Source organism: Nonomuraea marmarensis (genome assembly GCF_043197025.1).
In the GTDB taxonomy this organism is placed as follows: Bacteria; Actinomycetota; Actinomycetes; order Streptosporangiales; family Streptosporangiaceae; genus Nonomuraea; species Nonomuraea marmarensis.
Genome location: NZ_JBICRM010000021.1, coordinates 1 through 26,931 on the forward strand (window position 1 = coordinate 1; position 26,931 = coordinate 26,931).

Consider the following 26,931-nt stretch of genomic DNA (forward strand, 5'->3'; position numbering starts at 1 on the left):
AAGATCAAGAACTCGCCCAGCACCGCGCGCCTGATCGAGGGGCAGCGCACCATCGGCTGGCGCGAGGCACTCATCGAACTTGATATCGCCTACCCAGGACGGATCAGGTAAAGAGGGTTCTCCATCACTCAGAAAGGATCTTTACACACTTCAGGTGACAAGCTCGAACGGGTTCGCCGTCCTGCTGAATGGTGTGCTGCGCCCAGGCCCGGATGATCTGGACTGACTCGGGGGTCAGGTCCGTGTCGTCGGCGTCGGCCGGGTCGATCCAGCGGCAGGCGGTGTGCTCGGCGGACAGGGTGACGGCGCGGTCGGGCGCTGAGACGGCGAAGGTGAGCTGGCGGGCGGCGCGTCCGGAGCCGCTGGTGTAGTCGAAGGTGGCGGCGAAGCCGGGCTCGACGGTCAGCGGGTGATGCCAGCCGATTTCTTCGGCCAGTTCGCGGGCGAGCGCCTGCAGGAGGTCTTCGCCGCCCTCCACGCCGCCGGAGGGGAGTTCCTCGATGCCGCCCATGAAGTCGTCCACGGTGCGGCGCAGGATGAGGACCTGGCCGCCCGAGTGGACGACGGCGCCGACCACGAGCTTGTCGATCCCGTCGCGGTCGGCGTCGTCGATCAGCTGCTGCAGGTGGGTCACGAGGCCAGCCTAGCCGTGGACAGACCGGTCAGGGCGTCGTTCAGGGCGGTGGTGATGGCCTGGCCGTAGGCATGACTGGCCGCGTCGTCCACGGCAGGCAGGTCCACCCGGACCGAGCAAGCGGCCAGATGCTCGCTGACGGGGAAGCCAGTGCGGACGGCGCCTGTCTGGTAGGGGGTGACCGAGGAGCGCAGCGCGGTGAAGATTGGGTAGGTGTGCAGGGGGCGCATCGCGTCGCAGGTCGCGTACGCGGTGCAGCGCGCCCGTCGGCACCCTCAGGTCAGAGCCCTTCACGGGGCGCAGAGGGCTACCCGGGAAGCCCATGGAGGAGGTCCCAGAGCCGCTATGCACCGGCGCATGCGAGCCAGGCGCTTTCATGCGGTTCGCCTCCGCGTGGCGAACGGAGTCCGTTGTATGAACATGATTCCACCCGCCTGGCACAGCTCGACAGCTACCGGCCCGCACTCGCAGGTGTGATGTCCCGGCCGTGCGGAAAGCCGCCGGGACATCGCTTGCGTCCGGAGTCAGCGCCCGCCCAACGCCAGTGCCCACGGCGCGAGCCTGTGAAGGAACCCCCGTATGTTCCGCTCATAGTCATGACGCGTCGCCACCAGTTGCCGGCCCGCCTGGCGTAGCCGCGCCCGTTCACGGGGGTCGGCGTCTACCGCCCGCCGGATCGCGGCCGCCAGCGACCGCGGATCCTCCGGCGCTGCGCTGTAGCCGGTCTGCTCGTGCAGGACGAGATGAGCCAGCCCGCCTGCTGTGGTGGCCACCACCGGGGCAGCGCCGGCGACGAAGGCCTCCAATGGGATCCTTCCGAACGGTTCCACCCTCGAGGGCACGACCAGTGCGGCCAGTCCCGGATGAGCCAGCAGGCTGCGCACGCCCGGGTGAAAGCGGGGCAGCAGCGTCACGTTCAGCCGCTCGTCTGCGATCCGGCGGGCCAGATGACACTGGTAGGGAGACAGTTCGCGGCCTTCGGTGACGGCGGCGAGCACCGTGTGTGGAAGCGGCCCTGCCAGGCTGATCGCATCCAGCAGATCATCCCATCCCTTGTACGGCTCGGCGCGGCCGTACCCGAGCAGGAACCCGCCTGCCGCCGCGGCCGGCAACAGCCTCGTCTGCGGGGCAGGAATGCGCCATTCGTCGCTGGTCAGCCCATCGATCAGATCGACGATCGTGTTGGCCGGCAGGTCGTACTCGGTGACCAGATGCCGGCGCATGTGCGTGGAGATCGCTGCGACGTGCCCGCCGTAGGCGACCATCTCGCGCAGCCCATGCTGTTCCCACGCGATCCGCGCATGGTCATCCGGGTCGTGCAGCACAGCTGTGGAGTGGGCGATCGCCACGGTATGCGCGCGGACCCGCTCGCTCAGCAGAGGCGCCAGCCCGTAGAACGGCACGTCGGAGGCAACGATCAGCATCGGCCTGGCTTCCGGCATCAGGCGGCTGATGATGTCGGCCGCCGAAGCGCTGGCCCGCCGGAAACCGTCCAGCCCGGCAAAGCGCCGCATGCCGCCGGTCCCATTGTCGAACGGCACCACGTGGCCGCCGACCTTGGTGACGACGGCCTGGGTGGCGGCGTGCCAGCCGGCGTCGTACTCGGGGCTGTCGGGGCGCAGGTAAATCGGCAGCACTACCAGCCGCACCCCGGGGGCGAGCGAGCCGACCAGGCTGTCGAGAAGGGCCCTGTTGCAACGCCCGGCGCCCGTGCCATGCCCGTAGAACCCGTCATGGAAGGCGACCACAACAGTGGGCGCCGTCGCCGCGTTCACGGGGCCACCGCCGCGCGGACGGCGACCAGGTTGACGCTTCGCGGGTCGTGGCCAGACAGGTGCCGGCGCTGCCTCGAGCGGATCAGCTCGGCCAGGACCGGGCTGTGCGCGGCCACGGCGCGGGCGGGATCACGGTAGAAGACGCGCAGCAGGTGCAGCGGATGGAGATGACTCCACGGATGGCCGTTGGTGGCCTGCGGGCGGCGATCCAGGCTGACGACCGGGTCGAGGTCGAACACCACATACACCTCGGGCAGTAGCAGCCGCTGATCCTTCAGCCCTTCCAGCGCCCATATGGCGCGCCGCTGCAGCAGCGCGGTGTCGCCGGTGGAGTAGGCGTAGGCCAGGGCCGACAGCCAGTCCCGGTCGCAGATCACCGCAGGGTGCGCGGCGAGGAGGTGGCGGGCCTGGGCGGCTTTCCTGGTCCAGTTTGCTTGGTGGGCGTCGTCGTGGTCGACGCCCGGGTGGTCCTGCAGCGCCACAGTGGCGCCGACACCGGTGGTGTATTCGCCAAGCACTGGGCAGCCGTGGGCGGCCAGTTTCTCGACGATCGTGGTCTTGCCCGCTCCCGGCATACCTTCCAGGACGACGAGTCTGCAGGCCTGAGTGCCGATCTCAGAACAATGGCTGATCGTTTTCATGAGGGTCTCGTGGTCTGGTTCGAGGGGTGGACTGAAGGCCGGTCGGGCGGGTCTGTTCCCCGGCGGCCGCGAAGGGGTATCCGGCAACGCGACGCATGTCGGCCAGCAGCGGACCGGCGAAGGTGTCGAGCAGCAATCGCCGCCCCACAACGGCACGGATCCGGCCGGCCAGGGCGGCTTCGTCGTCGACCCCGGTGAGCTCCTGGAAGGTCGAAGGCAGCGGCTCCTGGTCGAGCCCGTAGGCGGCGGCCAGGTCGTGCACTCGGCAGCCGGTCACCTCGAGAGTGTCTGGCCAGTCCGTGGCCGCGGTGATGGCGGCGTGGGCTTTGGCGACATGCTCGGCCCGCCCTGCGGCGTCGGGCAGGCTCCACCAGGCGTCAGCCTTGGCGCGGCTGCCAATCCGCTCGCGGGCCAACCCCGTGGCAGAGACGCTCTGCTCAGCGCGGCGGATCGCCGTGAACGGGCCGGTGGCCAGCAGCGTGTAGGCGATCGCGCCCTGTTCCAGCAGCCGATCGCGGCCACGATCGGCGGCGGTGAGCCCGACCTTGACCAGGCCGGACCCGAACCACGCCAGGTAGAGATTCCAGTCGCGGTCGTTCTCGCCCGCGATGGCATTGCGGGCCAGCGCGCGGCCGCTGTCACCCGCCGCGCACCCGGCGCACTGGGCGTCGGTGCCCGCCCTGACGGACCGGCGCCCCGGGCACGGGGTCCGTGCCCCGGCCGCCCAGACGCCGATGCACACGCGCGACCCGCCCAGTTGCCAGGCCAGCAGGCGGCCTACGACCGCGGGACGGCGACGCTCCCCCGTCGCTGGGTTACCGGGCAACGCCGAAACTGTCAGCGTCGGAGTCCCTGACTCCCAGTGCAGTCCGGTAGAACGCCAGGCGGGCGGCAGCGTCATCATCGAACCTCTCGTGCTCCTGTAGGAAGGCCCATCCGGCCAGATGCGCGATGTCGGCCAGCGCCTCACCGGGGTTGTCGGGCATGTGCAGGAAATTGTGGAGCCTGTCCCCGCCGAACTCAGCTCGGATACGCATCTTGATGCCGCCGCTCGTGTCCGGGGCGCGCGAACGCAGCAGCAGCACATGCACAGGTGCGCTGGTCAAGTAGGCGTCGACGGCAGCAATGTAGTCCTCGCCGTAAGCGTCGGGGTACATGCGACGAGCGTCAGCCGGGGTGAGCATCCGCGTCTGGGCGTTGAGAATGTCATGCCCGGCCGCGAGCCGATCACAGATCGCCTCGGCCGGGGCACCAGGCTTGATCAGAGCAATCGTGAGCGACCAGCACGGCCAGACGACCGGCTTGGCGCTACTGCGTATCCGCACTGCCCACATGCGCAGGCAGCCACACAGCCGCTCCCCCACGTCATCGGGGTGGCGAGGCGGATCGGCGGCCGCGCACTCGAGCGCGTCGGCCGTGCATCGCCGGCACGCCCCGTACGGGAGGAGCGGCTCGAGGCCCAGTTCGCCGAACGGAAGGGCGGCCCGATAGGCCACCCACCACACATCCCACGGGCTGGAGACCCGCACCTCCACTGCGGCCGCCTGCCCGGCCAGACGGCGCTGCAACGCCAGGCCGAGCAGCGCCTTGGGCACATCCTTGGGTGGCAGCTCCATGATCTCGCTCACCACAATCCCTCGCCATGGTCGGCGGTCACGCTGGCCCGCGTGTCGGCGGCCTCGGCAAGCGTGAGCTCCACCCGCTCCAGCCCGGCCGAGTCCTTCAGGTACGGCAGGAGCCGACCGAGCAGGTATCCGGCCAATGCCTCGGTCGTCGTGTTCGGGATGGGCAGCAGTGCCACGTCATCTTGGGGGAAGCTATACCACCTGTCGCCGCACTCGACGATGATCTGACCATCCTCGATGTGGCAGGTGCCGGCGACCGGCTCAGCAGGCATCAGGGTACGCCGCCGCAGCGGCTCGATCGCCGCGCGAAGGCCCCGCTTGACCAGGTGGAAATCCACAATCATGCCCGCCCGGTCCCGGCTGCCCAGTAGGGACGCGGTGACGGCGAAGGTGTGGCCGTGCAACGGCTCCATCTGCCCTCCGTGGATGCCAGCGTGAGCCGCAGAGAAGGTGAAGGCGTCCCCGCCGATCTCAATCCATGTACTCATCAGGTGCTGGTTCCTCCTGTCCTGTGTCAGATGCCAACCTTGGCTAGAAGGAAGAACTCCTCACGAGCCCGCAGATCGTCGAGCAGCAGACCGTGCAGGGCGGAGGTAACGGTCGTCGAGCCCTCGGCGCGAGCGCCTCGCAGGGTCATGCACATGTGCTCGGCATCCAGGACGACGCCGACGCCTTTCGGCTTGAGCTGATCCCGCAGCCAGTCGGCGATCTGCTGTGTGAGCTGTTCCTGTACCTGGGGCTGGCAGGCGAACAACTCGACCACCCGAGCGAGCTTGGACAGGCCCAGGATGCGAGTGCCAGGCAGGTAGGCGACGTAGGCGAAGCCAGTGAACGGCAGCAGATGATGCTCGCACAGGGACTGAAAGCGGATGCGCCGCTCGATCACCAGTTGGTCGTAGCCGGCCTCGTTGGGGAAGGTGGTCAGGTCGAAGTCGCGCGGAGTGCACATTTCGGCCAGGGCGCGCACCATGCGGCCGGGTGTTTCGGCCATGCCCTCGCGCTTCAGGTCGACGCCGAGCGCGGTGAGCATCGCCACAGCTGCCTGCTCCGCTCCGGCCAGGTCGCGCGCGGTCGCGTTGTGCCGAACGGGCACGCGGTCGACGCGCGCGTTGGTGATACTGGTGACCGTCATGCCACGCACCTCGTCTGGTTACTGCTTTGGGAGAAGTCATCGGCGGTGCGGGCGATCACAACGCCCACGCTGTCGGCGAAGCGCAGCGCGCCGGGCTTGTGCACTCGTACGCACACCGTCGGCGCATGATGGCCGATGACCACCGCTTGCGCGACCGACTCGGCCAGTGCCTCTACCGTGCGGAAGGCCGAGCCTTCCACCAGGGCGATGACGCTCTTGGCCGCGGCGCGGTAGTCCAGACCGCCGGCCAAGTCGTCGCTGCGGCCGGTGGGCCGCAGGTCGACGCCGATAACCAGGTCGATGACGACGTCGGAGCGGTCGCGCCGCTCATCCTCTTTGACGCCGATAATGCAGCGCAGCCGCAGACCGATGATCTCGATTTCGTCCACTCGCTCTCCAATCTCGTGACTCGACGGTGTGTCGCGGCGGTAATGGTCCTGATGAACGGGGTGCGCAAAGCTGACCATGCGGATTACGCTCCGACCATCCGCCTGTACAGATCGTCACCCAGTGTGGCCGGGTAGCCCAGAGGGCTGGTGTTGCCAGAAAAAGCAACACCGAAGCGCAGCCGAGGAGGCTTGGCGATGGACCAGCGCGACAACATCGCGGCATACGCGTTCGGGCCGGTCCTGCGACAGCTCCGTATACAGGCGGGCCTGTCGCTGCGTGAGTTGGCCAAGCTGACGTTCTACGACCACACCCGGATCGCACGCGCCGAGCAGGGCGACTGGCTGGCGCCGCTCGACCGGGTCGAGGCCATGGACACCGTGCTGGGCGCCGGCGGGCTGCTGACAGCGCTGCGCCGGGGCGATGGGCCCGCCGCGCCGCTTATGGCCGGGGTCGCTGGCATCCAGGAGGGCGAACCCGTCATCCTGGACATGCAGACCCCGGATGGAAGGAGCGTGAGGGTGACGATCTCGCGCCGCCAGTTCGCGCAGCTGCTCGCCAGCGGAGCGCTCTCCTCGATCCTGCCTGCGCTCGGCGATCAGGAGCAGGCGCAGCGGGTCGCGCGCGCCCTCGACCAGCCAGCGCGCGTGGACGGCGAGGTCATCGACTACTTCCGCCGGGTGTTGAACGAGCACTACACGGCCGACAAGATGCTCGGCCCCCGCAACCTGCTGCGGCCGGTGCTGGCGCAGATCGAGGCACTGGACGAGCTACGCCGCGGCGCCGGCACCGCACACGCCGATCCGCTACTGCAGGTGCTGTCCCAATACGCCGAGATGGCTGGTTGGCTGCACCAGGATCTGGGCGAGCTCGAGATCGCGATGGACTGGACTCGGCGGGCGGCAGAGTGGGCCCAATGCGCTGGCGACGCCCAAATGGCCGCTTACATGCTCGTACGCCAGGCCAACATCGCGTGCCTGACCGAGGACTACGCCGCCGTCGTCCAGCTGGCTGCGGCCGCGCGCCGCCGCCCGGCCGAGCTCGAGCCGAAACTGGACGCGCTGGCCGCCCAGCAGCAGGCCCGCGGCCTGGCCATGCTCGGCGAGCACAGACAGGCGTTCGATCTACTGGACGCCGCGGCCGAGACGTTGCGCGCCCACCCGCACGTCACTCGCTCGCAGGTGCCGGTCTACCTGCACTACTACGACTCCGACACCCTTCAAGAGCAGTCCGCGGTCTGTTACCGGGCCGCTGGCCGCGCCGACGTCGCCGTGACGATCTTGACCGAGCAGATCGCCAAGCTGCCCGTCAATCTCGTACGTGACCGCGGCCACCTGACCGCCAAGCTGGCCGTGGCAGTGGTCCAGGCCGAGCACGACCCGGCCCGCGCCACCTACCTCGGCCACCAGGCGATCGGCGTCGCACAGCAGACCGGCTCGGCGCGCATCCGCCGCGAGCTGCATACCCTCGACGGCGAGCTGCTCGAACGCTGGCCCGACCACAGCGACACCCGTGCCTTTCACGAGTCCCTCGTCACCGTCTAACACTGGACTCTCTGCCGCCCAAGCCCCTGTGCGGAGCGGGCATCCACGTCTGGCCGAACTCGCCCGCCGAGTCGTCGATGCGGGATGGCTCAACCTCGGCTCTTGATTTCGGTACGGGGAAGCGCCCATACACTCGCTCGACCAGCCAGTATGAAGACCCGTGGTCAGCCATGAGCCATTTCGCCTCCCAAGAGCGCGGCGGAAGTCACCATACGGGACTGCCAGCCGTTCAGTCCCAGCAGCATTCGCAGGCAATCTCCGATAGCACACCGTCATCCCGTGGAACACGACGCTGGCCCCGCCCTCGCAGGACAGATCAGCCCTGACAACGCACCCGCTCTCACCCTCCGCGACGCCAAGCCGAGTGCAGAGGGCAGACACGATGGCCAACCCTCGCCCACCTTCAGCCATCTCCCACTAACGACAGGCACGCAGGACGGCTCGTTCACTCCCCCGGCGTCCTTCACCGCAACCCTGACGGTGGTCCTGAACAGCCAGATGCCGACCGTGAAGACACCGCCTGCGGACCTCGAATGCAAGATCGCATTGCTGACCAGCTCACAGACACACGAGATCGCGTCATCACGCACGGGACGCCGCACCCTCCGCAAGGCCATGCAACGACTCCGCGACGAAAGACTCATCTACACGATCACCAACCAGGGCAGTTTCATCGGCCAGCGCACCGAACCCACCGCCACCAAGGACAAGCCCACCAGCGACTGGGCAAGGCCATCTCTCGACGCTGAGCCCTGCCCAGGAAGGCAGTGGACAGGCTCACCTGCTGAAACGGCCCCATCTACGGGTATCTCTTGAGACCCAGATGCCCGATTTGAAAGGGTTCGCCCATGTGTGGGTAGAAGGATTACCCTTCAACACGTGATCGATGAACCGTTGCCCGGCTTGAGAACGCCCGATGCTGAGCTAGACCGGGTATATGCACACTTTCGTGACCTGGACCCAGATGGGTCGCGTACCGCTGCCGTGCTCCGTCGCACGTTCGACATGCTGCTCGATGGTCCCAACACCGGCCGGTACCGATGGGATCAACTCTTCAAGACTGAGAAGACGCACTGCGGAACCTTGGTCGAGATCAACCTTCAAAGAGAGTTCAAGTTCGCCGATGGCAGAAAGCTCGATTACTCCTTATGCGGCATCGAGGTGGACTGCAAGTATTCACAGGATCTTGCCAAATGGATGATTCCTCCAGAAGCCGTAAATGAAATCATACTCGGCCTGTGGGCGAACGACAAGATAGGCGTCTGGTCAGCCGGAGCGATTCGGGCTCGTCCCGAATACCTGCAAGAAAGCCAAGGGAATCGCGACAAGAAACGGCAACTCAGTAAGCATGGAAGGAATGAGATTCGCTGGCTACTCTCCGATCAGCCCTTGCCTGAGAATGTGCTAGTCCACATGCCACCTTCCGACGTCGAAGCCGTCTTTGCGAAGCGGTCTGGGCAGCAGCGCCTCAATGAGTTACTCCGCCGAGCCCAAGGCCGCCTTCTCACTAGGAATGTCATCTGCACGGTGGCTACTGGAGACGATAAGCCCAAGCAAGATCCCCTCAAGCGGCTCCGAAAGAATGGCGGCGCTCGCGACCAACTCCGCAACGAGGGCATCATAATCCTAGGCGACTATATAAACCACAGGATCATCGCGGAACAGTTAGGTTTACCTATTCCTGGTGATAGCGAATTCGTCAGCATTCGCCTAACACGTGCAGCTCATGCTGATCGTCCATATGTCCAACTGGACGGGGAGAAGTGGACTACATGGCAGCCAGGCGATCCTATAGAAAATGCTCCCGAACTTCCTGATCTTAGGAAGTTAGCAAGTCCTCTGCGAATGCCGTCGTAGTTCAAACTCTCCCTATCAATTCATGCGGCTAGCAGTTCACATTGTTGCACCATTTGGCCAGTTCATGAGATGCAGTACGGAGGTTGCCATCAGCAGCGACAGCAACACCAAACCAATTCGTATCATTGACTTGTTCGCCGGGGCGGGCGGCTTGTCTCTCGGATTCCATAATTCGCACCGGAACTACAAAACAATTCTCGCGGTGGAGGCTGATCGCTGGGCGGCGGAGACAATATACAGGAATATCGGCTGCAAAGTGCACTGTGGTCCTATCCAGGAGCTATCCGACTTCCCGCATGCAGACGTGGTAATCGGCGGCCCTCCTTGCCAAGGATTCAGCACCCTCGGACGTAGAAGGGAGGATGATCCGCGAAATGAGCTGCTCTGGGATTTCGTCCGAGTCGTACGCGATGTGCAGCCGAAGGTCTTCTTGATCGAAAACGTCCCGCGGATTTTGAATGCTCAACAGTTTCAACATTTCATGCAATTTGCACATGCTGACTCCGTTCTAAAAACATACAACCTCGACTACAGCATCCTTAACTCCGCCGACTACGGCGTGCCCCAAAACCGTTCGCGAGCATTTATTATCGGCATCCGAGATATAAGCATACCTTGGCCACCCATTCCCAGCCATGGGCCCAAAGCGTCAGATATGCCACCCCACCGGACGGTCCGAGATGCGATTTTCGACCTTCCATTTAAGACTGACGGGTTCGCAGTACGGGTGGATGGACATGGGCGTCAACACCTTCATTTCGGGCGCAAGCCCACACAGGAATCCCTGGAACGCTACAGGGCCATCCCCCCGGGCGGTAATCGGTTTGATCTCGCCCGGATCCGTCCTGATCTGCTACCCAATTGCTGGGCCAACAAGCCCAAGGGCACAACAGACGTTATGGGACGGATGTGGTGGGATCGTCCGGCACCAACTATCCGTACCGAATTCTTTAAGCCAGAGAAGGGCAGGTATCTTCATCCGGAAGCCGACCGGCCCATCACACATCGTGAAGCAGCGCGCATTCAGACATTCCCAGATACCTATATCTTTTCTGGTAGCAACATCGAAATTGCTCGCCAGATCGGCAATGCTGTTCCGCCCATCCTTTCCCAAGCCATTGCCACGCATGTCCACGGGCTCGTCTTCGCTCCAGGAGCGGATCTGCCAAGCTTCCACGGCTGCATCGGTGGCCATCAACCAGCGGAGGAGTGCCTGTTCTGCACATGAGTGCATCTGGTGTAAGCTGCTCCACCGAAGTCCTGCCTTCTCGCACCCTCAAGTCGCTCGATAGACCCGGATCGATACTGTCAATGTGATTTTGTCAGCCACTTCGGCTAACGTCGCTCACGTGTTCGGACACGGGATCCAGAGCTGCGACGACGAGGGCCACTGCCTCGGGCAGCTCCACGTGTTCCCAGACACGTACGACACGCCACCCAGCAGCGCGGAGCGCCACATCAGCGGCTCGATCACGTTCGATATTGCGACGCAGTTTGGGTGTCCAGTACCACTCGTTCACCACCGGCTGGCGACCATGGTCAGGGCAGACATGCCAGAAGCAGCCATCAACGAACACAGCGATCTTCTTCTTGGTGAAGACGATGTCGGGCCGTACCCTCGTCCCCTCAAGATCGAGTCGATGGTCCTTGCGGTATCGATACCCCAGCTGATGCAAGGCACTGCGCAGAGCAACCTCCGGCTTGGTGTCCGCTCGGCGGTTAGATCTCATGTTCCGGGAACGGCCCTCACTCAACGGTGCCGGGTAGAGCCGCTTCGCGTGCGCCTGCCGTCTCGCTTGTTCTCTTCGACTGTCAGACATGTCCACCCAAAGCTCGGTCTTCTCAGGCAAGATACAGCTGGCAACAGGACCGTGCGGTGCATCGGTCTGAAGGGAGTACTTCCTCATGCCTCTTGAGGTTATCGAGATCTGCGCCGGCGCAGGTGGGCAGGCGCTTGGGCTGCATCGCGCAGGCTTTACCCACCGTCTTGCCTTCGAGCTTGACTCGAACGCCTGCAACACCCTGCGAGCCAACAGCGACCGGCTCAAGGTCTCCAGCGACGATTGGGTAGTCGAGGGCGACGTCGCCAATCCTTCCTTCTGGAAACCAGAGACATTTGCTGGGGTGGATCTACTGGCGGGAGGGGTGCCCTGCCCCCCATTCACGATCGCCGGCAAGCAGCTGGGGGCATCCGACGAACGTGATCTATTCGCATGGGCCATTGAGCAGGTGGGCGTGGTCAAGCCGCGTGCGTTGATGCTGGAGAACGTTCGTGGGCTCAGCATGCCGCGCTTTGCAGGGTATCGGCAGCATGTCCTAGACCGGTTGCGCAGGCTGGGTTATGCCGCAGACTGGCGTCTCTTGAATGCATCTAAGTACGGTGTACCTCAACTTCGCCCACGGTTTGTGCTCATTGCGATGAAGCCTGAGGACTTCGCCTACTTCCATTGGCCTAAGCCTTTTGACACGAAGCCCCCCACCGTAGGGAAGGTACTCAGGCAGCTCATGGGCGCAGAAGGCTGGTCCGGAGCCGAGGAATGGGCGCTAAAGGCTGACGACATTGCTCCTACTATCGTAGGTGGCTCCAAAAAGCATGGCGGTGCCGACCTTGGGCCGTCCCGGGCCAAGGAGGCATGGCGCCTCCTAGGGGTCGATGCGCTCGGCTTGGCAGATAGCGCGCCGCGAACCGATGCGGATATCACCAACCCTGATCGTGGGCCGAAGCTCACCTGCGCAATGGTAGCTCGAATCCAGGGCTGGGATGAAGAGGAATTCGCATGGGACTTCACCGGCAGGAAGACCTCAATGTATCGCCAGATTGGCAACGCATTCCCGCCGCCCGTCGCGATGCAACTTGGAAAAGCGATTGTCGCTGCACTCAATCGCCAAGGAGAGCAGCGCGCAGATGATCCTGCACTAGAAGTTGATCCTATCTACATCACCCTACGCAAAAGCAATGACTTCATGACTGCCGCCCAGATCCTCCGCGAGCTTCCCTCTCCATTGGAATTGCATGACCTCGAACGGCGAATCAGTCTTCTCGGTCGTGATTTCCATATGGAAGTCCGGAACGGTGCAAATGAAACCGCCTATAGACTGGGCACCTTTAAGGCTTTTCTGGGCCAGCAAGATCACGATAGGAATGCACAATTCCTCAAACACCGAGCGCGCATTAGCTAATCACCAGCATCAAAGTCAATGTCGCCCAGAATACGCAAGATCTCTTCTCTGTCGCTAGTGGAGAGAGCCGAGTCGCGCCGAACGTTATTTCCAATAATAGAGCGAACCAGTGTGTGATCGAGACTTAGGCCATGCAGTGTATATACGTCTTCACTGCCTTGCTTTCGCGCGTCAATATTGAAGCCTAGCTCACGCAACTCTCTTGTGCGCCGCTCAGTGTGGACGGAATCGCCAGTAACAATACGAAGGCGTCCGGCAGGTACAGGACTACCAATGTTCTGGTAGAGGATCGCGAAAAGATCCTCATGGATTCGACTTCCGTAAGGCACTCTAAGGTACTTTTCCGGAATTCTTTCTTCTATCTTCGAAGCCATAAACAATGACAGCTTTTCACGGAGCTCATGGAAGGCAGGACAGCCATCAGAAAGCTGATCTTGCACAACAGCCTGCATCGACTCGGCTAGGACTCGCTTTACGTTTAGATATGAGTCAAGCAATTCTTCTGAGAATTCCCCCGCCATGAGGTGGGTGCGCAGGTCGTCAACAGCGCGAACAGCCTCTTGATGAACTCTCGACTCCTCAAGCGTCTCTGTCGCGCGATCGATCTCTTTGTATGTCGTCGTGCTGATCTGCGCGTCAAGATACCGGTGAGCGCCTTCGAAGAACTGCGCCGACTTGAGTATACGAAGGTTCGCACCTGCACGTGCCCACAGCTCATCCGATAGCATTGGCCAGGGTCGCGCTGCACGCCCCGGCTCAGCCGGTTCATACCAATCTTCCTTTCCATCAGATGAAACGAAAATAACACGCCTTGGCTCGGGTAACTGCCGAGCGCGTTCAATAATTTCTTCCCAGATCAAATAATCTCCGGCTCGGTTTAGGTCTGTGCCTTTCGTAGCGTCAGAGAATCCTGGAGGTATCTCGTTTGGGAATCTATATGTGATTGCTTCAGTCACCCGGTTGCGGACCGTCTCGGGCGGCACAGGGGCGGCTACTTGATTACCATATAGGTCTGCAACTATCGGCAAAATATGATCATCAGAATCAATCGATCCGAGCGCAAGATCATGCTTATCTTTCAGGTCTTTGACCCGTTGGCGGAGATCCTGCTTTATGGCTGACACGGCCGCATCAACGGATTGTTGCGTTATTGACTCGGAGAGCTCCTGCGTAATTTCATAGTTCCATGCATACTTGACATATAGTTGTCCAACCTCATCGCGCGCAGCAATGATTGCCTGCCGAGCAGCTATGAACCTCTTATCGACATCCCTTAATGCCTCGCTCAGTGAACGTGTCCTTGCTGCGATTACAGCATGCCGACGCCGGACAAATTCTAGTCCTACCTGATAGGGAAGCCACAGCCGTGACTGTACGCGCGCGAGAGCGTCGATAACTTCATCTCTGGCCGACGCGTGAAGCTCATAAAGACTTAGGAGGACATTCGTATCCAAAACAATCATTGCGTTTTCAAAGAATTCGCGGTGCTGTGCGTCATCCTCCTCGCCCCCGGGTCGCTGCAACCAAGTTCTGTACTGGTGCAGCAATCGTGGGTCCTTACCCTCGCCCACTCTCGGCCTCCGCTCCTAAGCCTTATGTGCCCGCAGAACTCTCTCAGCCATGCAGGGTACAGGGTTAAGGCTGATTTGTCCGGATCTATGCGATCGAGCACCTGGGAAAGGCTCTTCAACTACTCAGAAGGGAGGTAATTGGCCAATACTGGCGGAAATCGCCATATACTGCACGAGTTCGACAAGGTCACAGCAATCTCTATAGATACAGGTGTGAGCCCTATCATCCCGTCTTGGACGCGTAACCTCCGGGCAGGCGATCATGGACGAGCTGCGTCAGGTGCTGGGCCATACGCCGAGTGAGGTGACCGAAGAGGAAGCCGCCTCGATCAGAAGTACGGGCTCGCCTGAGTTCTGCCGAGGCTCCGCCTCGGACCACCGAGAGTGCCGGTTCTGCTGGCGATCTCATGTGGGTCGATCCCTCCTCACGACCACGACCATGGAAGCGGTTGCGGCAGGTGGTCGTCATGGCGTGGGTCATGACAGCCGTGGATGCGGCGGGACGAGTGGTTCCGGTGCTACGGATGACCAAACATCTTGGCGGTGAGACCGGTGATCGGCCGTAGCCCCAGCTCGTGAACTTATCGCTTCTCGGGCCACTTCTCCCGTGGCGCCACGAACGTTCCCCGGCCCTGAATCGTGACCACCCAGCCTTCCTCGCGCAGAAGTTCCATGGCACGCCGCACCGAACCGCGAGCAATGCCATGCTCCTGCTGCAGCGAACTCTCGGAGGGCACCAACTGGCGCTCCTCCAGATCACCGGACTTGATCTTCTCCCTGATGATCCACGCCAGTTGTTCATAGATGGGCGTGGGATCGAGCTGGTCAACCGTCACGGACAACACGTTAAAGATATGTAGTCATAGGCCGACCTTGTGGTATGTGCTAGACGTGCTAGACGAGATGAACGAGTTGCACGTACGCTGCAGTTAAAGCCAGCGGGCCCGCCCAGCGATGCATGCGCCGGGACGGGCCCTTGATCGGACGCGGGAGGTCCGACCCATGAGTAACCCAATCACAGACCTTCGATTCGAACCCCGCCTGACAGCCGAGGTTCAGGCCGTACTCGAGAAGCACGGCTACCGGCTGCCTCCAGGCGGCGATCACGTTCGCGAAATTGTCATGGGCCGCGTCGACATCGCGCTCAAGAACCTCGTCGAGGTCTTCGAGGGGAGGACTGCGTGATATTGCGCGGCGAGATCCCCGACTTCCACAGCCCGCACGTCAAGCCGCCCCGGCCTGGCCACGTCAAGCTGACCTGGTACGAACCGACCCGCCGGGCACAGCGTATCCGCGTGATCTCGCATACCTGTGAGTGCCGCCAAACGACGTACGAGCTGTGCGCCGCCGCCGGCCAGGGCTTCGTCCGCCGTACGGACCGCAAGGAGGGGACCGTCCGCGAAACCACGTGGACGTTGACCGCGGCCGCCAGACGCACCTTCGAGCAGATCATGCGCGGCGAGGCCCGATGAGAGCAGCGCGGTGGACGCCCGCATGTGAGCATCCGCCGCGCCCTCCACTACAAGACAGCTTCACTGTGTGCGATCCATGCCCTAGGGCTCAGCCTCACACGACCAGACGCTGTCCGGAATCTTCGAGGCCCCTCACTTCGGGAAGGACTGGTTGCAGTGAGCGCCGCTGTGCACCGCCTGATGTTCCAGGTGAGCCGGGAACGTGCTCTCGATGTCGATGCCGACGTCTGGTACGCCGCTCCCGTGGACGCTCCGATGCGCTCGGGCGTGTCCGCCGCGACGCTCGCGGAGCTGCGGGCGGCGGCCGAGTCGATCAAGCATTTCGTCCTCGGATTGCCGGCGGACGCGGTGATCGCGGTCGAGTACGTCTACGATCTTCCCGGTGTTTCGGCCGAGGTGTGGCAGGCGCATCGAGAGTTGCTGGCCCGGTTGTCCGAGGCCGGGCTTTCTGCTGACGATCGAGCCGAACTGCTGCTGTCTGCCTGAGCCGCTCGGTTACGCGGTGAGCCGCGTCAGCCCGGGTGCCCCGATCTTCACCGCGCTGCGTTCCCCCGACATGAGGCGGGTGTGGTGCCCCCAACTAGATTTCTTCGCCTTGGGGCGCGTTCGCGCGTGATCGTTCCGGCCGTCGTCGGCCAGATCCAGCCTGCTGTCGATTCGGCGGCGTCCCGTTCGTATAGGGGTGAGAGAGCCAGACGACCAGGAAGAGAGGTACGGCATGGGCAAGGTCATCGTGATCGAGCACCTGACGCTGGACGGCGTGATGCAGGCCCCAGGGCACCGTGATGAGGACCCGCGAGACGGCTTCCGGCACGGCGGCTGGGCCGCCCAGGCCCAGGACCCGGCCATGCAGGAGGCGATGGGCGCCCGCATGTCGAGCGCGTGGTCCCTGCTGGCGGGGCGCACGACGTACGAGCGCTTCGCCGACTACTGGCCCCGCCAGGCGCCGAACCCGTTCACCGACGCGCTCAACAGGGTCCAGAAGTATGTGGCCTCCACGACGCTGGCCGAGCCGCTGCCCTGGCAGAACTCCACCCTCCTCAAGGGCGACGCCGCCGACGCCGTGGCCGGGCTCAAGAAGGAGATCGCCGAGAACCTGGTGGTGTTCGGCAGCGGGGTGCTGGTCAGGTCGCTGATGGCGGGCGGCCTCGTTGACGAGCTCCTCTTGCTGATCCACCCGCTGGTGCTCGGGGCAGGCCGGCGGCTGTTCCCGGACTCGGGCATCGGCCTGACGTTCGAGCTGGTCGACTCCGCAACGACCGGCTCCGGGGTGCTCATCGCCACCTACCGGCCTAACGATCTGGTGCGCGATTGAGTTGAGGCGTGTCGGGGTGGTCGCGTGCAGTCCAGGTTCCGTGTCACAGGAGCCGGGGGTCGAGGGGCAGTCTGGTCCGGGTGATCAGCGCCGCCGCGGTCGCCAGAACGGGCAGCCCCACCACCACGGCGATCACGAATGGCCACGGTATGGCGATCGTGGCGGGATCTCCGGCGCCGTGCGTCGTCATCGGCCGGCTCAGCGCCACGCCCGTCACCGTTCCCGCGGCCAGCCCCGCCAGCGCGCCGAGCCCGGAGATGTAGAGGGCCTGGCCGGCCACGACCATCCGCAACGTCCCTGGCGGTGCGCCGATGGCCATCATCGTCGAGCGCTCGGGCCGCATGTCGGCGGCTGCCAGGCGAGTGGCGGCCAGCGTGCCACCGACGACGAGGACAAGAGCGCCCACAAGCCAGCCCCACAAGCCGGGGGCGGGCACATTGCGATAGCCCTCCTCGGAGGCGACCGTGACGCGGCGGGTCACCTTGGCGAGATCGCGCCCCAGCGCGGAGTCGGCCGGCGGCCGGTACATGGCGTAGAGCTGACGCTCCGCCGTCGCGAAACCGGCCTGCTCAACCAGGGTGCGCGGTAGCAGGGCCCCACCCTGGTGCTCATCGGCGGGTATGGCCAGCACCGCCGGCACTTCGAGCTTGCGGGCGGGGCCGGACGTGGAGCCGGCCCGCAGCGCCAGCTTGCCATCGCGCACCGCGGCCGCGTCGAACACCACGGCCTTACCGCTCGCCAGCGCCGCGGCCGCCTGCGGGTCATGGCGCCCTTGCAGGAGCCTGAGCAGGGCCTGGTCTCCGATGGCCGCCGTGCGACGCGTGCGTATCCCGTTCCATCGCACCGTATAACGCAACGCGTAGCGGTGGCCCTGGGCGTCCTTCGCTTGATAGCCGACGGCCAGCGGCACGCCCGGCAACTGGCGGGCCGTTGCGGCGCGCAGCTTGTTCCAGGTCGCGTCGGCCATGGTGCCGCCCCAGATCGCCAGCATGCCGGTCGGGCGCGCCGAGGTGTAGGCGTTGCGCTGGTCCATGTATTCGCTCTGAGTGCCGATGCTCATAGCCACGACCGTGGCCGTGACCGCCATGACGGCCGCCACGGCGCTCGCCGTCCGGGATCGGTGGCGGACCGCGTCGCGGACGGACACCCGCAGCGGAAGCCGCAACCGCGTGGCCGCCCGTCCGGTGAAGCGGACCAGCCATGGTGTCAGCACCACCAGGCCGATCATGACCAGCACCGCGGAGGCCCACACCCATACCGAGCCCGGCTGGCGGCGCGCCACCACGGTCGCCCCTAGCCCGGCCAGCACCAGCACGGCCCCCGCCAGGGGCCATCCCAGCCGATCGGCCACCGCGGGCGCGCGGCCGGCCAGCACGGTCGCGGTGTCCTGCCGAGCCGCTTGCACGGCAGGCACCAGCGCCGCCACGATCCCGGCGATCAGGCCCAGCGCGGCAACGCCCAGCACCGGCGCCCACGGCACCTCCGCCGGGCCGACCTGCCCTCCCCAGCGCGCCACGACCGGGGCGCCCAGCGCTCCGGCCCCGATGCCCAGCACCGTCGCCACGAAGGTGGCCGCACCGCCGAGGACCAGTCCGTCGGCCAGCACGATCGTCCGCAGGTGCCCGGCCGAGCCGCCCTGCGCCGCGATCTCGGCCAGTTCCCGGCGCCGTCTCCTGAGCCCGACCGCGAAGGCGGGCCCGGCCAGCAGCACGGTCTCCAGCACCACCATGATCACCATGGCGCCGAGCCCGACCGTGTGCTGGACGTCCAAGGGGGAGAAACGAACCAGGGCGCGCGGCGAGTCCGAGATCATGGCGCGGGAAGTGACGTACAGGCCGGCCCTGTTCAGCGCGGGCACGGCGGTCCAGGACACGGGCTTCGCGGTGTCGGCGAGCCAGCCGGGGCCGTACATATTCGGCGACCAGAAGTCATCCAGGGGCGCCAGCGGCAGATCCGGACCCACGACCTCGCGAAGCGAGGGCCGGTGCGGGTGCTCGACCACGCCCACCACCGTTAGCGGCTCCGCGCCAGACGGCCGCAGGAGGTCGCCGGGGCGCAGGCCGAGCGCGGGTGTCACCGCGACCTCTCGGGCGGCGGGAAATCTGCCCTCGCTCAATGTCAGCATCCCCCTGGTGAGGGGATCGCGCAGGTCGGTCTCCAGCGCGTCGACCCGTTCGGTGCCCACCCGGAGCACGCCGGTGCTGAAGGGAATCAACCGGCTGCCCGGTCCGAGCAGGGCCGCCACCTCGGCGGCGCCCAGCTCGGGAGCGGCAGCTCCGTCGTCGTCGCCGCCCGTGTTCCAGCTCGCTCCGTTCGGCTGCTGCTGGAGCACTGTGCCCTCAGGTGTCTGGACGAGCCGGGCGTCGGCCGTGCCGAGCTCGGCCACCAGCCCCTCCCGCGGAGTGACGTTCATGGTCTCGGTGAGGGTGAGGACCCCCGTGATCACCAGGACGGGCAAGCCGATCATCACCATGATGAGCGCGCTTCGTCCCCGGGAACGCCACGCGTTTCGGCGGGCGAGGCGCAGCGCGACCAGTACGACGCTCATCGGGCGCTCACCAGCGACGTGTCCGTGGTGTCCGTGATCATCCCATCGCGGAGGAACACCACATGATCGGCCCAGGCGGCGTAGCGCGGCTCGTGGGTGACGAGCAGGACCGCCGCGCCCGCGTCACAGCGAGCCCGTAATGTTTGCAGGATCTCGTCGCCGGTGCGCGTGTCGAGCGCGCCGGTCGGTTCGTCGGCCAGCAGCAGACGCCGCTCGCCGACCAGAGCGCGGGCGATCGCGACCCGCTGGCGCTGGCCACTGGACAGCTCGTCGGGGAAGCGGTCGGCCAGGTATTCCACGTCGATCTCCGCCAGCACGGCCATGGCCTCCTCCCGGGCCAGGCTTGAGCGCTGGCCGTCGAGCTCGCGCGGCAGCATCACGTTCTCCGCCGCTGTCAGCGACGTGATCAGGTTGAGGTCCTGGAAGACATAGCCGACGCTGCGGCGCCGCAGCGCCGCCAGGTCGCGCACGGTGGCCAGGTCCTGCTCGCCGATGTGCACCGTCCCTGACGTGGGCCGGTCGAGCCCGCCCGCGATGTTGAGCAGAGTCGACTTGCCGGACCCGGACGGGCCCATGACCGCGACCAGCTCTCCCGCGTCGACCTCGAGGCTTACGCCCTTCAGAGCGTGTACGACTGTCGCTCCTTCGCCATGGACTCTGGCCACCTCAGCCAGCCGTACGAACGTCATCTTTCCTCCTTGAGAAAGGCCTCGCAGTGGTCCAGCCAACGTTGCTCGGCCTCGGCATGGAAGATCATGGAATCGAGCACGAGCCGCTGGGCTGCGCCTTCCGTGGCAGCTCGCTTGGCCCTGGTCAGCTGCTGAAGGGCTCGCATGGTCGCCGTCCGCTGCTTTTGGATGACCTCGGCGACGTCCACCTTCTGGGCCGCGACGGCCATGGCCAGCTTGATGACCAGCTCGTCCCGCGGCCGGTCGGAGTGGATGACGGGGCTGCTGAACCACCGCACCATTTCCGCCCGGCCGGCCTCGGTGATCGTGTAGACGACCCGGCCCTGCTCGTCCGACTCCCCCGGCGTGACCAGGCCGTCGCGCTCCAAGCGGGACAGCGTCGTGTAGACCTGGCCGATGTTGAGCGGCCAGGTCGCCCCGGTCGACGCCTCGAACTCGACCCGCAGTTGGTAGCCATGCCGGGGCCCCCTGCTGAGTAGGGCGAGCAGCCCGTGTCTGACTGGCATGAGTACTAAGTATGCATACGCAGTATGCACAACTCAAGGGGTTCGCCGCATTGCTAGGACGCGGCATCGGCTGTTCAGCAGGGGCTGCGACGATCCCTAGCCAGCGGCACTACCCGCTAGGTAATGGCCGGCACGGGGAGCGGATGGCAGGATGCGGGCATGTCGGACGTGATCATCGGTGTGGTGGCGGTCTTCTTCGCCGGGATGGGCGTGTACGGCCTGGTTGCGCCGGGGACGCTGGTGGCGCCGTTCGGCATCCGGGTGGCCTCGGCGGACGGCCGTAATGAGGTGCGGGCGGTGTACGGGGGGTTCGGGCTCGCCACGGCGGCGGCGCTGGCGCTGGCCGCCTTCGGCGTGGGCACATTGCGTGACGGCGTGCTGGTGGCGGTGGCACTGGCGCTGGGCGGCATGGCCGCGGGCCGGGTCGTCTCCATGCTGTTGGAGCGGCCGTCGCGGTGCTATCCCACTGGGTTTTACCTGGTGGTCGAGGTAGGACTGATGGCGGCGCTGCTGGCCGCCCGTTGACCATCAGGTTGGAAAGCCACAGTGGCAATGCGAACCTCATCGCCGCCTCCTGCCGTACATCCCCATAAGACCCACTCGGCAGGGGGCACGTTGTACAGCCGAGCGACCTATAACCAAAGATCTATGCCATCTCGCCACGCCGCCGCGGCATGGTGACCATATGAGACCTGACACACACCCGAACGCCGTGCTTACCCGGCGCTTGTACGATCTGATCGGCAATGGCGATCTCACCGGTTATCTCGACCTGATCGCCGACGACGCCATTTTCCACATCGGCGGCGACAGCATCGTGGCAGGCGAGCATCGTGGCAAGGACGCCATCATCAGGCTCGGCATGCTCGCGCTCGAAGAGACGGGCGGCACCTTCCAGACCGGGCTGCTCTCTGTACAGGCCAACGACTCTTACTCGGTCACTCTGCACCGCTGGACAGCGGAGCGCCGTGGAGAGCGCGTCGAGATGGACAATTTCAACGTCTACGGCTTCGAGCGAGGGCTGGTCGTGGAACGCTGGGAATATGTGGCTGACCAGCGCGCCCACGACGCTTTCTGGCGCCGATGACGGCTCGGCTGACGCCTTCAGTGGTCAGGCAGCTGGGTTCCCAGCGCTAATCTCCTTCTTGCGGACTTCTGGAAGTCGGCGCTGGGCTATGTCGACGAGCCGCCGCCTCCTCCCTTCAAGACCCGTGAGGAATGGCTTGCGCAGTTCGACCTGCCGGAGGACGACTCCGCGGACGACGGGGCATGGCTCCGCGATCCCGACGGCATCGGCCCCCGGCTCCGCGGCCTCGGTCTGAACGGCGGGTTGCGCGTCCGGATCTGCCTGTCGGCTCAGTCCCCAGTGGCCTAGAACTCGCTGAGTTCGAAGACGCCGATGTCGTCGGCCGAGGTGCCCTGGCTCGGGGAGGTCTGGTTGAGCGAGGCCTCCACGGCCACCCAGCCGTGGAAACCGCCCGCGTTGTCGATGATCTGCAGCATGGGCTTGACGTGCGAGTTGCCGGTGTAGCAGTGCTCACCGCGCCCGTCGGCCAGCTCGCGCCGCCAGTGCCAGATCGTGTCCCTGCGGTCGGTCGAGGTGGCGTTGGCCGTGGACAGGTAGTAGTCGGTGCCCGTCGTGGCGCCGCCCAGGCATCGGCCGCTCGTACACCGTTGCCACCCGGTCTTCCAGAACGGGTTACCCGCGCCCTCGTCGAGGTACGGCGTGCCCGCGTCGGTCTTCCACAGGTGGTAGTCGTGCTTGAGCCGGGTGTGGTCGAAGGCGGCGATCTCCGCCATCGACGCGCGGTTGCTCCATGTGGCGTTGCTGCCGTAGCCGTACCCGTGCGTCGCACCGAAAGAGCTGCCCCGGTAGGTGAGCTTGGCGAGCTGCCCGGCGATCGGCTCGCTGACCGTCCACTCCTCCCATCCGTTACCGGTCCAGGTGATCCGCAGCACCGAGCCGGTCACCGTGTAGGTGCCGCTGAGCTGCTTGGGAGAGCTGGTGGCCTGGAAGCCGTTGGCGGTCTGCACCTGGCAGGCCCGCACGCCGCAGTCGCCGCCGCTGACGCCGGTGTAGCTGCGGTTCACGCGTACGCGCTGCGACCAGTGGAAGTGGGAGTCGTAAGCCTTGCCGTCGGCCGTGAGGGAGTAGGTCGCGAGGCGCACCCAGTTCTCCCGCGAGGTGGTCTTCAGGCCGCCGATGGCGACCACGAACCTGTACATTCCGGCCGGGGCCGCGGCGGCTACGGCGGCGGCCGGTACGGCGGGCAGCGCGACAAGTGCCGCCACCGTGGACGCGAGGAGAGCACGCAAGAAGGCAGTCAAAAGGACCTCCGGGGGGCGAGGGCGTGTCACCGATCATGGTGACAACCTGTGGCCCGCATAGAAACAAGGGCGGCGGAATTAAGGACTGGACTGTTATTTTTGGAGTAGTTCTGCCGCAGATTCGTGGGAAAAACGGGCGTAATTACCCGTGTGTTTGCCAGGTGTTTCGCCTGTTGTTTCCCGCGGGTGCGAGCAGCGTGATCCCGACCTTGTCGGCCGGCTCGACCAGCGTCATGGCCGGTGATATCCGCGGTGTTCGTGGCGCTTGCCGGAGGAGTCACAGCAGCTCTCACCGCTGCGACCGCGCAGAACAGCGGCCCGGTGGCTGCCATGCCGCTCATTTTCAGCACGTATCCCGAGGGCGGACACGCATCTGTGCCCGTTGAGAGCGTACGGAACGATGGCAAGCCGAAAATACTTGCGGCCTCGCTGGGCCGCACGCTGACGCTCACCGGACTCCTGTGGTACGAGGATGCCGGTCGCTACGTGAAGCCACCAGCCGAGTACCGCCTCTGGTACGGAGGCGACATCGGCACCATCAAGATCCTTGAGGTGGTCCAGGGACGTTAAGGGGACCACGATCCAGCCCTCCGTGGCCGCCGCGCCCACTCCGCTGATCGCCCGCCCGTTCGCCGAACCAGATCCCGATCCTCACTGGGTAACGTTGAACTCTGCGTGCATACCTGCGGCGTAATGCCCAGGAATGTTGCACACCAGCTCGTACCGTCCAGGGTGCAGCTTGAGCGTCACCCAACTCATGGACCCCGGCGCGATGCCCTCGCCCTCACCCGCGGCGCAGTTGTGCGACGCCTCGCCGAGACTGCCCGTCTCCTTCACACGATGATTGGTTCCTACCGGCCGCTTCCCGATGGCCTGCCCCTTCACGAGCGGCAGCACGACCAGTTCATGGGCCAGTGTGCCGGTGTTGGACGCGCGGAACGACACGGTGCCCGACGGGACCTTGGCCGGGTTCACCGTCAGGCGCATCGACCCGGACTTCATGTCGGTCAGCTTCACATCCACCACCTTGCCCGGCAGTGGCGGAGCGGTGCACAGTTGCGCGAGCCGCGACTCGGCCACCTGCCCTGTGGCCACTGGTGCGCCGGCGACTAGCGCGGCCGTCATCGCGACCGCCGCGGTGCCTGTGAACCACACGTCGTGAAGCCTCATCAGGCTCACCCCCGAGTGCGCGTGTGCTGCATGCGCTCACCCGTCTCCCGCGTCCCGGTCGCGCTCGACCGGCGAGCGTCCCTTCTTCCAGACTACGGGCAGGACGGCCAATGCCATGGGAGAAGACCATGTCGGCGCGGCTGTCCGGTTGTTGCCGCCCGATCTTCCAGGGCGTTTCCGACTCTGAGAAACGGCTCCGGCACCAGCCGTTCACGTCGCCGCCAACGCCGCTGCCGACGCTGAGTGCGTCGGGCCAGGTCGAAGGAGTTGACGTCTCACCTCAACGGCAAGCTAAAATGGTACATTTATTACGGAAACGGGACAAACTAGCCCTGGGAGGCACTATGAGCAGGCTGGTGAGTCTGGCTGCGTCAGTGGACGATCGACCTACGCGCGAACAGGTGGACGCGATGCTGACCGAACTACAGCAGATGCCTCGCGATCGGTCGGTCACCGATCTGATCGACGATCTGCTGGACTACCGGTCCATGCTGCCTATCTGATCGTGGGTCCTGTCCTGATGGCTGGAGGCGACCGCCTCGCTCCCCTTGCAGGTGCAACCGTCCGATGGGCTGGCCGGACGTGCGCTTCCGATACGCATCGGATCGACATCGCCTGACCAGCCCATCGCCTCATCTCCGACGCGCTCGCGCCGTTACTGCCCCAAACGGCCCTGCTGTCCGCCCTGCTGCCCCATCGAGGAGCCGAACGGCTGCCCCTGCGGTCCCATCGAGGTGCCCCCGACGCCGACCAGTTCCAGCAGTCGCGTCTCAACGTACCGATCGCTGTGGTGGGACTTGTCCGCGATCCGCTCGACCAGATCGTTGACGTTGCGAGCGAAGTCGAGATCGGATGGGCTGACCTCGGCGAACTGGTCGAGGATCCGATACCTGATCTGTTGCCAGTTCTGCCGCAACTGCTGCTCGATCTGCTGAGCCTGCTGCTGTTCCATGAGACGTCCTTTCCTAGTCGGAACGCCGTGAACCTACCCTTCGTATTCAGTTAAGTACTTATCCCTCCACCTAAGGATCTTTAGATCTCTGGGGGAATTGATCGACCCTGACCTTCGCCATCCCCCGACCCGCTAGCCACACTGCGGCCGACAGAAGGGCCCCTGGAGGTCAAGAGTGCACAAGTGTCTCCCGGGAGCGCACCAGGATGATTCACATCGCCGTTCGGGGCCCGCATGATGAGTTCTGCGGCCTTCCAGGAGACCCACGTGAAGGCCAACCGGCGTGATCGGAGCACACCGCCGGTTCTCGGTCCCTAACGGTCCCACAGCGCGCTGATCGGCAGCGCGGTCAGTCGATCACCAAAGGCGAGTGATCGCCTCCCTGTGTGGAGTATGAACCCGTGAACGAACTGGTCCCCAAGAGAGTCTCTGAGCGTGGTCAGGCCCTTGAAGTCCCTGAGGTCGACGGCGTCCGTGGCCTTGGCTTCCACTCCGATCACCCGGCCGTTGGTTCGCTCGGCCACCAGGTCGACCTCTGCCCCCTGGCTGACGCGCCAATGAAAGAGATTCAGCCGGAAGGGGGACCACGTCGCCTGCTTGGCCAGTTCGTTGGCGATGAATGTCTCCACGAGCGCCCCACGAGCGGGTGCTATGCGCGCTCCCAGCCCTTCGGCGTCAACCGACAACAAGTGCGCGGCCAGCCCGGTGTCGGTGATGTGCAGCTTGGGTCGCCGTACAGCTCTGGCGTTGAGATTGCGCGACCACGCGGGCAGCGACTGCACCAGGAAGACCGTTTCCAGCAGGCCGAGGTAGCGGCTGATCGTCGTGCGGTGGAGTCCGAGGTCGCTGGCGGTCTTGACGACGTTGAGCTCCTGAGCGGTGGAGGCTGCGGCCAGCCTCAGCAACTGTCGCAGGTTGCTGGGCTCATCGATCTTCGCCATCTCGCGAATGTCCGTGTCGATGATCGATTGCACGTAGGAGTCGTACCACTCGGCGCGAGCAAGCTCGGATCGCATGGCTATGACTTCGGGGAAGAATCCCCTGCCGATGAGGTCGAAGTAGTCCGCCCTGCCACAGGAACTCTGTGCCGTCGTCCTGAAGGACTCCGGTTCCTCGAACGCCCTCGTGAGAAAGGAAGTGTCGCCCCCGGCCAGCTCCTGTTGCGCGAACGGCCAGACGTCGATGATGGCCGCTCGTCCGGCCAGGGACTCACTGAGCGAAGGGGTCGCCAGAAACCTGGTCGAACCAGCGAGGACGAATTGCCCGCGTCCCGGTGAACGGTCGACTGACGCCTTGATTGCCAGGACCAGATCGTCGCCGCCCCGCTGGATCTCGTCGATCATCATCGGCCTGGGTCCATCAGCGACGAATACTTCCGGGTCAGCGTGTGCGGCGGCACGGAGTGTGCCATCGTCCAAGGTCAGGTACGTGCCGCCACGACAAGCCTCCAGCTGACGAAGCAAGGTGGTCTTCCCGGACTGGCGAGGCCCGTTGATGATCACTACTCTGAACGCTTCCAAGAATTCCACAGCATGATCAGCGATACGTCGGGCGACAAGATCCACCGCAGTCCCTCCTACCGGCGAGAACGACATCTTACAGGTG

32 protein-coding genes are annotated in these 26,931 nt (G+C 64.9%); 13 read left to right on the forward strand and 19 right to left on the reverse strand.

The window, feature by feature from the left end; translation table 11 throughout:
• Nucleotides 1-124 precede the first annotated feature (124 nt).
• The 9 genes from ACFLIM_RS29915 to ACFLIM_RS29955 form a co-directional block, all read right to left on the reverse strand.
• Nucleotides 125-634, reverse strand: coding sequence for an NUDIX domain-containing protein (locus tag ACFLIM_RS29915; RefSeq protein WP_393171118.1), 510 nt, complete (start codon nt 632-634; stop codon nt 125-127).
• Nucleotides 631-864, reverse strand: a complete 234-nt coding sequence (locus ACFLIM_RS29920) for a hypothetical protein (RefSeq protein WP_393171120.1) — start codon at nt 862-864, stop codon at nt 631-633. Before ACFLIM_RS29920 ends, ACFLIM_RS29915 begins: the two co-directional genes overlap by 4 nt.
• 294 nt (nt 865-1,158) lie before the next feature.
• Nucleotides 1,159-2,409 carry a glycosyltransferase family 4 protein gene (locus ACFLIM_RS29925; protein ID WP_393171122.1) on the reverse strand — a complete coding sequence of 417 codons (1,251 nt, stop codon included), beginning with the start codon at nt 2,407-2,409 and terminating at the stop codon, nt 1,159-1,161.
• Nucleotides 2,406-3,050 (reverse strand): AAA family ATPase, encoded by a 645-nt coding sequence (locus ACFLIM_RS29930; RefSeq protein ID WP_393171123.1) that lies wholly within the window; start codon nt 3,048-3,050, stop codon nt 2,406-2,408. The genes ACFLIM_RS29925 and ACFLIM_RS29930 overlap by 4 nt, the downstream gene beginning before the upstream one ends.
• Nucleotides 3,025-3,876, reverse strand: a complete 852-nt coding sequence (locus ACFLIM_RS29935) for a DUF2797 domain-containing protein (RefSeq protein WP_393171125.1) — start codon at nt 3,874-3,876, stop codon at nt 3,025-3,027. Before ACFLIM_RS29935 ends, ACFLIM_RS29930 begins: the two co-directional genes overlap by 26 nt.
• On the reverse strand, nt 3,866-4,678 hold the full coding sequence (locus ACFLIM_RS29940) for a hypothetical protein (RefSeq protein WP_393171126.1): 813 nt from the start codon (nt 4,676-4,678) through the stop codon (nt 3,866-3,868). The genes ACFLIM_RS29935 and ACFLIM_RS29940 overlap by 11 nt, the downstream gene beginning before the upstream one ends.
• Complete coding sequence (locus tag ACFLIM_RS29945) at nt 4,675-5,163, reverse strand: 6-pyruvoyl trahydropterin synthase family protein (RefSeq protein ID WP_393171128.1); 489 nt, start codon at nt 5,161-5,163, stop codon at nt 4,675-4,677. Before ACFLIM_RS29945 ends, ACFLIM_RS29940 begins: the two co-directional genes overlap by 4 nt.
• 26 nt (nt 5,164-5,189) lie before the next feature.
• Nucleotides 5,190-5,807: a GTP cyclohydrolase I gene (gene folE, locus ACFLIM_RS29950; RefSeq protein WP_393171381.1), complete on the reverse strand. Its 618-nt coding sequence runs from the start codon at nt 5,805-5,807 to the stop codon at nt 5,190-5,192.
• The gene (locus ACFLIM_RS29955) at nt 5,804-6,196 is read right to left on the reverse strand and encodes a dihydroneopterin aldolase (RefSeq protein WP_393171129.1); all 393 of its coding nucleotides are present in this window, start codon (nt 6,194-6,196) and stop codon (nt 5,804-5,806) included. Before ACFLIM_RS29955 ends, folE begins: the two co-directional genes overlap by 4 nt.
• A 195-nt stretch (nt 6,197-6,391) precedes the next feature.
• Here ACFLIM_RS29955 and ACFLIM_RS29960 point away from each other — a divergent pair, with 195 nt between their 5' ends.
• The 4 genes from ACFLIM_RS29960 to ACFLIM_RS29975 all read left to right on the forward strand — a co-directional run bounded on the left by ACFLIM_RS29960 (nt 6,392) and on the right by ACFLIM_RS29975 (nt 10,823).
• A complete protein-coding gene (locus ACFLIM_RS29960) occupies nt 6,392-7,738 on the forward strand; it encodes a helix-turn-helix domain-containing protein (protein WP_393171131.1) in 1,347 nt (448 codons plus the stop codon).
• A 279-nt stretch (nt 7,739-8,017) separates the two neighbouring features.
• Entirely contained in the window at nt 8,018-8,554 is a 537-nt protein-coding gene (locus tag ACFLIM_RS29965) for a hypothetical protein (RefSeq protein ID WP_393171132.1), read from the forward strand.
• Between the two features lie 63 nt (nt 8,555-8,617).
• Entirely contained in the window at nt 8,618-9,595 is a 978-nt protein-coding gene (locus ACFLIM_RS29970; RefSeq protein ID WP_393171133.1) for a NaeI family type II restriction endonuclease, read from the forward strand.
• A gap of 22 nt (nt 9,596-9,617) precedes the next feature.
• Complete coding sequence (locus ACFLIM_RS29975; protein WP_393171135.1) at nt 9,618-10,823, forward strand: DNA cytosine methyltransferase; 1,206 nt, start codon at nt 9,618-9,620, stop codon at nt 10,821-10,823.
• A gap of 94 nt (nt 10,824-10,917) precedes the next feature.
• Here the strand turns inward: ACFLIM_RS29975 and ACFLIM_RS29980 are convergent, their stop codons facing one another.
• Nucleotides 10,918-11,502, reverse strand: a complete 585-nt coding sequence (locus ACFLIM_RS29980) for a very short patch repair endonuclease (protein WP_393171137.1) — start codon at nt 11,500-11,502, stop codon at nt 10,918-10,920.
• Between ACFLIM_RS29980 and ACFLIM_RS29985 the strand changes: the two genes are divergently transcribed.
• Nucleotides 11,501-12,775 (forward strand): DNA cytosine methyltransferase, encoded by a 1,275-nt coding sequence (locus tag ACFLIM_RS29985; protein ID WP_393171139.1) that lies wholly within the window; start codon nt 11,501-11,503, stop codon nt 12,773-12,775. The genes ACFLIM_RS29980 and ACFLIM_RS29985 overlap by 2 nt on opposite strands.
• Here the strand turns inward: ACFLIM_RS29985 and ACFLIM_RS29990 are convergent.
• Together ACFLIM_RS29990 and ACFLIM_RS29995 are read right to left on the reverse strand one after the other, a co-directional pair.
• A complete protein-coding gene (locus ACFLIM_RS29990) occupies nt 12,772-14,322 on the reverse strand; it encodes a PIN-like domain-containing protein (protein ID WP_393171141.1) in 1,551 nt (516 codons plus the stop codon). The two genes, ACFLIM_RS29985 and ACFLIM_RS29990, sit on opposite strands and share 4 nt — an antisense overlap.
• A 605-nt stretch (nt 14,323-14,927) precedes the next feature.
• Nucleotides 14,928-15,182, reverse strand: a complete 255-nt coding sequence (locus ACFLIM_RS29995; RefSeq protein WP_393171143.1) for a GntR family transcriptional regulator — start codon at nt 15,180-15,182, stop codon at nt 14,928-14,930.
• Between the two features lie 166 nt (nt 15,183-15,348).
• Between ACFLIM_RS29995 and ACFLIM_RS30000 the strand changes: the two genes are divergently transcribed.
• The 4 genes from ACFLIM_RS30000 to ACFLIM_RS30015 all read left to right on the forward strand — a co-directional run bounded on the left by ACFLIM_RS30000 (nt 15,349) and on the right by ACFLIM_RS30015 (nt 17,133).
• Nucleotides 15,349-15,531 (forward strand): hypothetical protein, encoded by a 183-nt coding sequence (locus ACFLIM_RS30000; RefSeq protein ID WP_393171145.1) that lies wholly within the window; start codon nt 15,349-15,351, stop codon nt 15,529-15,531.
• Nucleotides 15,528-15,818, forward strand: coding sequence for a hypothetical protein (locus ACFLIM_RS30005; RefSeq protein WP_393171147.1), 291 nt, complete (start codon nt 15,528-15,530; stop codon nt 15,816-15,818). Before ACFLIM_RS30000 ends, ACFLIM_RS30005 begins: the two co-directional genes overlap by 4 nt.
• 156 nt (nt 15,819-15,974) lie before the next feature.
• A complete protein-coding gene (locus tag ACFLIM_RS30010) occupies nt 15,975-16,304 on the forward strand; it encodes a hypothetical protein (protein ID WP_393171148.1) in 330 nt (109 codons plus the stop codon).
• A gap of 196 nt (nt 16,305-16,500) precedes the next feature.
• Nucleotides 16,501-17,133, forward strand: coding sequence for a dihydrofolate reductase family protein (locus ACFLIM_RS30015; protein ID WP_393171150.1), 633 nt, complete (start codon nt 16,501-16,503; stop codon nt 17,131-17,133).
• 43 nt (nt 17,134-17,176) lie between these two features.
• Here ACFLIM_RS30015 and ACFLIM_RS30020 read toward each other — a convergent pair whose 3' ends face one another.
• The 3 genes from ACFLIM_RS30020 to ACFLIM_RS30030 are packed head-to-tail and all read right to left on the reverse strand — an operon-like array spanning nt 17,177 to nt 20,876.
• Nucleotides 17,177-19,681, reverse strand: coding sequence for an FtsX-like permease family protein (locus ACFLIM_RS30020; protein WP_393171151.1), 2,505 nt, complete (start codon nt 19,679-19,681; stop codon nt 17,177-17,179).
• Nucleotides 19,678-20,370 carry an ABC transporter ATP-binding protein gene (locus ACFLIM_RS30025; protein WP_393171153.1) on the reverse strand — a complete coding sequence of 231 codons (693 nt, stop codon included), beginning with the start codon at nt 20,368-20,370 and terminating at the stop codon, nt 19,678-19,680. The genes ACFLIM_RS30020 and ACFLIM_RS30025 overlap by 4 nt, the downstream gene beginning before the upstream one ends.
• A complete protein-coding gene (locus ACFLIM_RS30030) occupies nt 20,367-20,876 on the reverse strand; it encodes a PadR family transcriptional regulator (RefSeq protein ID WP_393171154.1) in 510 nt (169 codons plus the stop codon). The genes ACFLIM_RS30025 and ACFLIM_RS30030 overlap by 4 nt, the downstream gene beginning before the upstream one ends.
• Before the next feature lie 159 nt (nt 20,877-21,035).
• Between ACFLIM_RS30030 and ACFLIM_RS30035 the strand changes: the two genes are divergently transcribed.
• A complete protein-coding gene (locus ACFLIM_RS30035) occupies nt 21,036-21,401 on the forward strand; it encodes a DUF4345 family protein (RefSeq protein WP_393171155.1) in 366 nt (121 codons plus the stop codon).
• Nucleotides 21,402-21,561: 160 nt separating this feature from the next.
• Complete coding sequence (locus ACFLIM_RS30040; RefSeq protein ID WP_393171156.1) at nt 21,562-21,963, forward strand: nuclear transport factor 2 family protein; 402 nt, start codon at nt 21,562-21,564, stop codon at nt 21,961-21,963.
• A 284-nt stretch (nt 21,964-22,247) separates the two neighbouring features.
• Here ACFLIM_RS30040 and ACFLIM_RS30045 read toward each other — a convergent pair whose 3' ends face one another.
• Entirely contained in the window at nt 22,248-23,192 is a 945-nt protein-coding gene (locus tag ACFLIM_RS30045) for a hypothetical protein (protein ID WP_393171157.1), read from the reverse strand.
• Between the two features lie 252 nt (nt 23,193-23,444).
• Here ACFLIM_RS30045 and ACFLIM_RS30050 point away from each other — a divergent pair, with 252 nt between their 5' ends.
• Complete coding sequence (locus ACFLIM_RS30050; RefSeq protein ID WP_393171158.1) at nt 23,445-23,774, forward strand: hypothetical protein; 330 nt, start codon at nt 23,445-23,447, stop codon at nt 23,772-23,774.
• An 81-nt stretch (nt 23,775-23,855) separates the two neighbouring features.
• On the opposite strand, the gene ACFLIM_RS30055 is transcribed toward ACFLIM_RS30050, so the two are convergent.
• Nucleotides 23,856-24,374: a plastocyanin/azurin family copper-binding protein gene (locus ACFLIM_RS30055; RefSeq protein ID WP_393171159.1), complete on the reverse strand. Its 519-nt coding sequence runs from the start codon at nt 24,372-24,374 to the stop codon at nt 23,856-23,858.
• Nucleotides 24,375-24,718: 344 nt separating this feature from the next.
• Here ACFLIM_RS30055 and ACFLIM_RS30060 point away from each other — a divergent pair, with 344 nt between their 5' ends.
• A complete protein-coding gene (locus tag ACFLIM_RS30060; RefSeq protein ID WP_393171160.1) occupies nt 24,719-24,877 on the forward strand; it encodes a hypothetical protein in 159 nt (52 codons plus the stop codon).
• A 152-nt stretch (nt 24,878-25,029) separates the two neighbouring features.
• Here the strand turns inward: ACFLIM_RS30060 and ACFLIM_RS30065 are convergent, their stop codons facing one another.
• Complete coding sequence (locus ACFLIM_RS30065) at nt 25,030-25,326, reverse strand: hypothetical protein (RefSeq protein WP_393171162.1); 297 nt, start codon at nt 25,324-25,326, stop codon at nt 25,030-25,032.
• A gap of 314 nt (nt 25,327-25,640) precedes the next feature.
• Nucleotides 25,641-26,891 (reverse strand): ATP-binding protein, encoded by a 1,251-nt coding sequence (locus ACFLIM_RS30070; RefSeq protein ID WP_393171163.1) that lies wholly within the window; start codon nt 26,889-26,891, stop codon nt 25,641-25,643.
• Between the last annotated feature and the right edge of the window lie 40 nt (nt 26,892-26,931).